Genomic DNA, 7,604 nt, shown 5'->3' on the forward strand with positions numbered 1-7,604 from the left:
GGCGATCACACATCTGAGCAGACCATTTTCGTCTTTATCAAAAACAAATTTATGTCATAGTGCGGGTTAACGAAAAGTTATGGGGGTACGCCAGAATAATGAAACGACCGGACTACAGAACATTACAAGCGCTGGATGCGGTGATTAGGGAACGTGGGTTTGAGCGCGCCGCGCAGAAGCTATGCATTACACAGTCCGCCGTCTCACAGCGTATCAAACAGCTGGAAAACATGTTTGGCCAACCGCTGCTGGTGCGTACCGTACCGCCGCGCCCGACCGAGCAGGGGCAAAAACTGTTGGCTCTGCTGCGCCAGGTTGAGCTGCTGGAAGAAGAGTGGCTTGGCGATGAGCAGACCGGCTCCACGCCGCTGCTGCTGTCGTTGGCGGTCAACGCCGACAGTCTGGCGACCTGGCTGCTGCCGGCGCTGGCCAACGTGTTATCCGACTCCCCTATCCGCCTCAATCTGCAGGTTGAAGATGAAACCCGCACCCAGGAGCGCTTGCGCCGTGGGGAAGTGGTCGGCGCGGTGAGTATTCAGCCGCAGGCGCTGCCAAGCTGCCTGGTCGATCAACTCGGCGCGCTCGATTACCTGTTCGTCGCCTCGAAGGAATTTGCGCAACGCTATTTCCCTAACGGGGTAACGCGTTCTGCGCTGCTGAAAGCGCCGGTGGTCGCCTTCGATCATCTCGACGATATGCACCAGGCGTTCCTGCAGCAAAACTTCGACCTGCCGCCGGGCAGCGTGCCCTGCCATATCGTCAACTCGTCGGAGGCCTTCGTGCAGCTGGCGCGCCAGGGCACCACCTGCTGTATGATCCCGCATCTACAGATCGAGAAAGAGCTGAAGAGCGGCGAGCTTATCGACCTGACGCCGGGGCTGTTCCAGCGCCGGATGCTTTACTGGCACCGTTTTGCGCCAGAAAGCCGCATGATGCGCAGGGTGACCGATGCGCTTATTGATTACGGCCACAAGGTGTTGCGCCAGGATTAAACGGCGGGCATAAAAAAAGCCACTTCACTGAAGTGGCTTTTTTGTCGCTGCGGCTTACTGAGCCGGTTTCGGCGCTTCAGCTGGTTTCGCCGGCGCGGCAGGCGCGGCGGCCTGTGCTGGCTGCAGTTCAAAGACCACGTCAACCTGATCATCAAACTGGATGGTCGCCTGCTCGTAGGTTTCCTGCGCGGAGACCGGCGCGGCGTCAGCTGCCTTCATCATGCGAACCATCGGGCTCGGCTGATAGTTGGAAACATGGTAACGCACGCTATAGACCGGACCCAGCTTGCTGTGGAAGCCAGCAGCCAGTTCCTGCGCCTGATGTACCGCATCATCGATAGCCGCTTTACGCGCTTTATCTTTATAGGCATCAGGTTGCGCAACGCCCAGCGATACGGAACGAATTTCGTTCAGCCCCGCTTTCAGCGCGCCGTCCAGCAGGCCATTCAGCTTATCGAGCTGACGCAGGGTAACTTCGACGGTACGCACCGCGCGATAGCCCTTGAGGATGCTTTTGCCGTTCTGATAGTCGTAATCAGGTTGGGTACGCAGGTTCGCCGAGCTGATATCCTTTTTGGCAATGCCGCTCTTTTCGAGGAAAGAGAGATATTGCGCAACGCGATCGTCAGCCTGTTTTTTTGCCGATGCCGCATCTTTTGCCGCGACGTTAACTTCAATCGCCAGAGTGGCGATATCCGGAACCGCTGCAACGCTTGCTGTGCCTGAAGTCACAATGTGCGGGCCATCCGGCAATTCACTTGCCTGCGCCGCCATAGTGCTGAATCCGAGTGCTGCCGCCAGGGCTAAGACTTTTAACTTCACTGTCGCTTCTCCATCTTGCTTAGGTCGCCCATTTTAAGGACGCATGCCAGCTAGCTTAGCGCTTACGCGCGGAAAGTCCATCGGACTAAGCCTGGTTGATGAGCATCTGTATATGTTGCAGGCCATCTTTTGCCAACTGCAGGGCGATAAACCACATCACCAGCCCGACAAGCACGTTGATGATTCGCTGCGCCCGCGCGGTACGTAAACGCGGCGCCAGCCACGCGGCCAGCAGCGCCAGGCCGAAGAACCATAAGAATGACGCGCTAATCGTCCCCAGTGCGAACCAGCGTTTGGGCTCGACCGCCAGCTGGCCGCCAAGACTGCCCAGCACCACGAAAGTATCGAGATACACATGAGGGTTAAGCCAGGTCACCGCCAGCATGGTGACGATGATTTTCCAGCGTCCCTGTTTCATCACCTCGGCGCTGGCCAGCTCGAGATTATTGCTCATCGCCGTCTTCAGCGCGCCGAAGCCGTACCATAACAAGAAGGCGACGCCGCCCCAGGTGACCAGCGCCAGCAGCCACGGCGACTGCATCAGCAGCGCGCTACCGCCGAAAATACCGGCGCAGATCAACGCCAGATCGCTAAGCGCGCACAACAGCGCAATCATTAAATGATACTGGCGGCGGATCCCCTGATTCATCACGAAAGCGTTTTGCGGCCCGAGCGGCAGGATCATCGCCGCTCCCAGCGCAAGTCCTTGAAAGTAATAAGATAGCATCGTTTAATTTTCCGGTTTCATCGTTAATGCCGGAGAATATAGCGCGCCGCCAACATTAGCGGAAATTGATAATTTTAATCATTAATAAGCAAAGCTAATACCCACAGACAAAAAAAGACCGGCGGTGCCGGTCTTGTGTCATTGCAGGTAGAAATTACTGCGCTTTTTCCTGCTGATTCACCATGTGTACGTCCATCTGCGGATACGGGAAGCTGATGCCGTTGGCGTCGAAATCACGCTTAATGCGCTCCAGCACGTCCCAGTAGACGTTTTGCAGGTCGCTGCTTTTGCTCCATACGCGAACCACGAAGTTCACCGAAGAGGCGCCCAGTTCGTTAAGGCGAACGGTCATTTCGCGATCGCGCAGAATGCGGTCATCGGATTCAATAATCGCGGTCAGCAGTTGTTTCACCTTATCGATATCGGCATCGTAGGAGACGCCGATAATAAACTCATTACGGCGCGCCGGCTCACGGGAGAAGTTAATGATATTGCCAGCGATGATTTTGCCGTTCGGCACCACCACGATTTTGCCATCGACGGTACGCAGAGTAGTGGAGAAAATCTGCACGTTCTGCACGGTGCCCGCGATACCGCCGAGATCGACATATTCACCGGCGCGGAACGGGCGGAACATCACCAGCAGCACGCCTGCGGCAAGGTTCGACAACGACCCCTGCAGCGCCAGACCCACGGCCAAGCCGGCGGCGCCCAACACGGCGATCACTGAGGCGGTCTGTACGCCAACGCGGCCCAGGGCAGCAATCAGCGTAAAGGCGATAATCGCATAGCGCACCAGCGCGGAGAGAAAATCGGCGACAGTCGCGTCGATCTTACGCGCCAGCATCAGGCGGTTGACGGTGTTAGAAACGATGCGCGCCACGATCATCCCGATGATCAGGATAACGATAGCGGCAACGATGTTGACGGCATAGCTCAGCAGCAACTCCTGGTTGCGCGCCAGCCAGGTCCCGGCATGGTTGATGCTATCGACAACGTTCAAATCTTCCATTTAACATTCCTTATGAATCCCCATACGGGTAATAAAAAAACCAAACCAGAAAAATGACAATCAGGTTATAGGGTAAACAATAAGTGCGGATTTTGCCAAACCGATCACAGTTTGTTGACGAGATTTAGTCTGGGAAGATAAATAAAAAAGCCCGCATTATGCGGGCTTTCAGGTAAGAAAGAGAATTTTCTTACAGAACGTCGATCGCGTTCAGCTCTTTGAATGCCTGCTCCAGACGGGTCACCATAGAGGTCTGAGCGGCACGCAGCCATACGCGCGGATCGTAGTATTTCTTGTTCGGCTGGTCTTCGCCTTTCGGGTTGCCCAGCTGGCCCTGCAGGTAAGCTTCGTTCGCTTTGTAGTACTGCAGGATACCGTCCCAGGTCGCCCATTGGGTGTCGGTATCGATGTTCATTTTCACAACGCCGTAGCTGACGGAGTCTTTGATTTCCTGAGCGGAAGAACCGGAACCGCCGTGGAAGACGAAGTTCAGGCTGTTGTGCGGCAGGTTGTGTTTCTTAGAAACATATTCCTGAGAGTCGCGCAGGATAGTCGGGGTCAGAACCACGTTACCCGGCTTGTAAACGCCGTGTACGTTACCGAAGGAAGCGGCGATGGTGAAGCGCGGGCTGATTTTGCTCAGCTCGGTGTACGCGTAATCAACGTCTTCCGGCTGGGTGTACAGTGCGGAAGCGTCCATGTGGCTGTTGTCCACGCCGTCTTCTTCACCGCCGGTGCAGCCCAGTTCGATTTCCAGAGTCATGCCCATTTTGGCCATGCGAGCCAGGTACTTAGAGCAGATCTCGATGTTTTCGTGCAGGGATTCTTCGGACAGGTCGATCATGTGGGAAGAGAACAGCGGTTTGCCAGTGGCAGCGAAGTGTTTTTCACCCGCGTCCAGCAGACCGTCGATCCACGGCAGCAGTTTCTTCGCGCAGTGGTCAGTGTGCAGGATAACCGGCACGCCGTAGTGTTCAGCCATCTGGTGAACGTGATGCGCGCCAGAGATAGCGCCGAGGATAGCAGCGCCCTGCGGAACGTCAGTTTTCACGCCTTTGCCCGCGATGAACGCAGCGCCGCCGTTAGAGAACTGTACGATAACTGGAGAACGAACTTTCGCAGCAGCTTCCAGAACGGCGTTGATGGAATCAGTACCCACGCAGTTTACCGCTGGCAGAGCAAAGTTGTTTTCTTTAGCTACCTGGAACACTTTCTGAACGTCGTCGCCAGTGATGACGCCCGGTTTTACGAAATCAAAAATTTTAGACATGTTACTTAGTCCTGTATCTGTATCTTCGACCGTTGAAGAAGGTTCGCGAGCTGTACAAAATTGTACGTTAGCGCGCTGAAAAACAGGCGGGTTTCCCCGCCTGAACTAAATTACTGCTTAGCGCGCTCTTCGAGCATTGCTACTGCCGGCAGAACTTTGCCTTCCACGAATTCGAGGAATGCGCCGCCGCCAGTGGAGATGTAGGAGATTTTGTCAGCGATGCCGAACAGGTCGATCGCCGCCAGGGTGTCACCGCCGCCTGCGATAGAGAAACCTTCGCTGTCTGCGATAGCATTAGCGACGATTTCAGTACCTTTACGGAAGTTCGGGAATTCGAATACGCCAACCGGGCCATTCCACAGAATGGTTTTGGCGTTTTTCAGGATTTCAGCCAGTTTCTGTGCGGAAACGTCGCCGAGGTCCAGAATCTGCTCGTCATCTTTGATGTCGTTAACGGATTTCAGGGTCGCAGTGGCGGTTTCAGAGAACTCGGTAGCGACGCGAACGTCAGTCGGAACCGGGATATCGCAGGTGCTCAGCAGGCGCTTAGCTTCGTCAACCAGGTCCGCTTCGTACAGGGATTTACCGACGTTGTGGCCTTGAGCGGCAACGAAGGTGTTAGCGATACCGCCGCCTACGATCAGCTGGTCAGCGATTTTGGACAGAGAGTCGAGAACGGTCAGTTTGGTGGAAACTTTAGAACCGCCAACGATAGCAACCATCGGACGAGCCGGCTCTTTCAGCGCTTTACCCAGCGCGTCGAGTTCAGCGGCCAGCAGCGGGCCTGCACAAGCGACATCGGCGAATTTACCGATACCGTGGGTGGAAGCCTGCGCGCGGTGCGCGGTACCGAAAGCGTCCATGACGAATACGTCACACAGCGCAGCGTATTTCTTAGACAGTTCTTCGTCGTCTTTTTTCTCGCCTTTGTTGAAGCGAACGTTTTCCAGAACCACCAGTTCACCGGCAGCAACGTCAACGCCATCCAGGTAATCTTTAACCAGACGAACCGGGTTAGACAGTTTGTCTTTCAGGTAATTAACAACCGGCAACAGAGAGAATTCTTCGTTGTACTCGCCTTCGGTCGGACGACCCAGGTGAGAAGTAACCATTACTTTAGCACCCTGTTTCAGCGCCAGTTCGATGGTCGGCAGGGAGGCGCGGATACGCGCGTCGCTGGTCACTTTGCCATCTTTAACCGGTACGTTCAGATCAGCACGGATGAAAACGCGTTTACCAGCCAGATCCAAATCGGTCATCTTAATTACAGACATGGTGAATCCTCTCGTTGATTCTTGATAAAGTTTTGCAAGCGCCGCAGCGCCTTACCTGAAACCTTGCGCGGCCATCGCTAACGTCGTGTCGAGCATTCGGTTAGCAAAGCCCCATTCGTTATCGCACCAGACCAACGTTTTGATCAGATGCGCGCCACTGACCCTGGTTTGCGTGCCATCGACGATGGCGCTGTGCGGGTCGTGGTTAAAATCTGTCGAGACCAACGGTAATTCCGTATAGTCAACTATACCATGAAATGCTCCCTGTGCTGCTTTTTGCAGCAACTGGTTGACTTCACAGGCCTTTACCGGTTTTTTCACCGTCACGCTCAGGTCAATTGCGGTGACGTTAATCGTCGGTACACGTACCGCGATCGCCTCAAAACGGTCGTTAAACTGCGGGAAAATACGGGTGATCCCCGCCGCAAGTTTAGTATCAACCGGAATAATTGACTGGCTGGCCGCACGGGTTCGCCGCAGATCCGGATGATAGGCATCGATCACCTGCTGGTCGTGCATCGCGGAGTGGATTGTCGTGACCGTTCCTGACTCAATGCCGTAGGCATCATCTAGCAGTTTAATGACCGGAATAATGCAGTTGGTAGTGCAGGAGGCGTTGGAGACAATGCGGTGCTCCGCGCGCAGTTCATCATGGTTGACGCCGAAGACTACCGTTGCGTCGAGATCGTTGCCGCCAGGATGTGAAAAGAGCACTTTCTTCGCGCCAGCCTGAAGATGGGCTTCGCCATGTTCACGGCTACCGTATACGCCGGTACAGTCCAGCACCACATCCACCGCCAGCTCCTGCCAGGGCAGCGCGGCGATAGAAGGCTCATGCAGTAGACGAATGACGTCATCGCCGACATACAGCTGTTCCCGCTCCTGGCGAACATCCCAGGAAAAACGGCCATGGCTGGTGTCGTACTTCAATAAATGCGCGATGCCTGCGGCATCCGCCAGTTCATTGATCGACACCACGGTGATTTCCGCACGACGCCCGGATTCATACAAAGCGCGAACCACGTTGCGTCCTATGCGACCGAAGCCATTAATCGCGATGCGTATGGTCATAGGTCTCCTGCAAGGTTATCCCTGATTTGAGGTGGCTGACAGAGTAATCCAGCAACGCCTTTAGGGGAACCTTACCTGTCGCAAACTGCGACTGATTGATTAATTGTCGAACATTTATACGACTGAAACGCTTCAGCTAGAATAAGCCAAAGTCGGAATAAAAGGAATGTTTGTCCAGAGCAATAAACCAGCTATATGACTTGCGTCACATTTTCTTTGGAATAATTTACAGGATAGTTACATGTTCGAGGAATAGCGCCTACAAAAAGCCAGGTGGCGAGATAAAAGCAAAACGGTAACCCAGGGGTTACCGTTTTTGGTGTTCGCACCCTCTCCCACAGGAGAGGGTTGAGGTGCGGGCATCAGCCCGCGCCGTACCAGCGATTACAGCAGTGCTTTCGCTTTGGCGACAACGTTGTCAACGGTGAAGCCGAAC

Annotated in this window: 7 protein-coding genes; 1 reads left to right on the top strand and 6 read right to left on the bottom strand. The window is 54.7% G+C overall.

What is annotated here, in order from left to right; translation table 11 throughout:
- Nucleotides 1-98: 98 nt before the first annotated feature.
- Nucleotides 99-992 carry a DNA-binding transcriptional regulator ArgP gene (gene argP, locus ABLU78_RS15230; protein WP_008806448.1) on the top strand — a complete coding sequence of 298 codons (894 nt, stop codon included), beginning with the start codon at nt 99-101 and terminating at the stop codon, nt 990-992.
- Nucleotides 993-1,046: 54 nt separating this feature from the next.
- Here argP and ABLU78_RS15235 read toward each other — a convergent pair whose 3' ends face one another.
- The 6 genes from ABLU78_RS15235 to epd form a co-directional block, all read right to left on the bottom strand.
- On the bottom strand, nt 1,047-1,814 hold the full coding sequence (locus ABLU78_RS15235; RefSeq protein WP_015369771.1) for an oxidative stress defense protein: 768 nt from the start codon (nt 1,812-1,814) through the stop codon (nt 1,047-1,049).
- An 85-nt stretch (nt 1,815-1,899) separates the two neighbouring features.
- Complete coding sequence (gene argO, locus ABLU78_RS15240) at nt 1,900-2,541, bottom strand: arginine exporter ArgO (RefSeq protein ID WP_015703435.1); 642 nt, start codon at nt 2,539-2,541, stop codon at nt 1,900-1,902.
- Between the two features lie 154 nt (nt 2,542-2,695).
- On the bottom strand, nt 2,696-3,553 hold the full coding sequence (locus ABLU78_RS15245) for a small-conductance mechanosensitive channel MscS (RefSeq protein WP_015369769.1): 858 nt from the start codon (nt 3,551-3,553) through the stop codon (nt 2,696-2,698).
- Nucleotides 3,554-3,743: 190 nt separating this feature from the next.
- A complete protein-coding gene (fbaA, locus tag ABLU78_RS15250; protein ID WP_004144748.1) occupies nt 3,744-4,823 on the bottom strand; it encodes a class II fructose-bisphosphate aldolase in 1,080 nt (359 codons plus the stop codon).
- Nucleotides 4,824-4,933: 110 nt separating this feature from the next.
- Nucleotides 4,934-6,097, bottom strand: a complete 1,164-nt coding sequence (gene pgk, locus ABLU78_RS15255; protein WP_015369762.1) for a phosphoglycerate kinase — start codon at nt 6,095-6,097, stop codon at nt 4,934-4,936.
- A gap of 51 nt (nt 6,098-6,148) precedes the next feature.
- Nucleotides 6,149-7,168: an erythrose-4-phosphate dehydrogenase gene (epd, locus tag ABLU78_RS15260; protein ID WP_047057429.1), complete on the bottom strand. Its 1,020-nt coding sequence runs from the start codon at nt 7,166-7,168 to the stop codon at nt 6,149-6,151.
- Nucleotides 7,169-7,604: the final 436 nt, after the last annotated feature.

This window comes from Klebsiella sp. JN_Kp122 (assembly GCF_040062085.1).
GTDB lineage: Bacteria > Pseudomonadota > Gammaproteobacteria > Enterobacterales > Enterobacteriaceae > Klebsiella > Klebsiella aerogenes.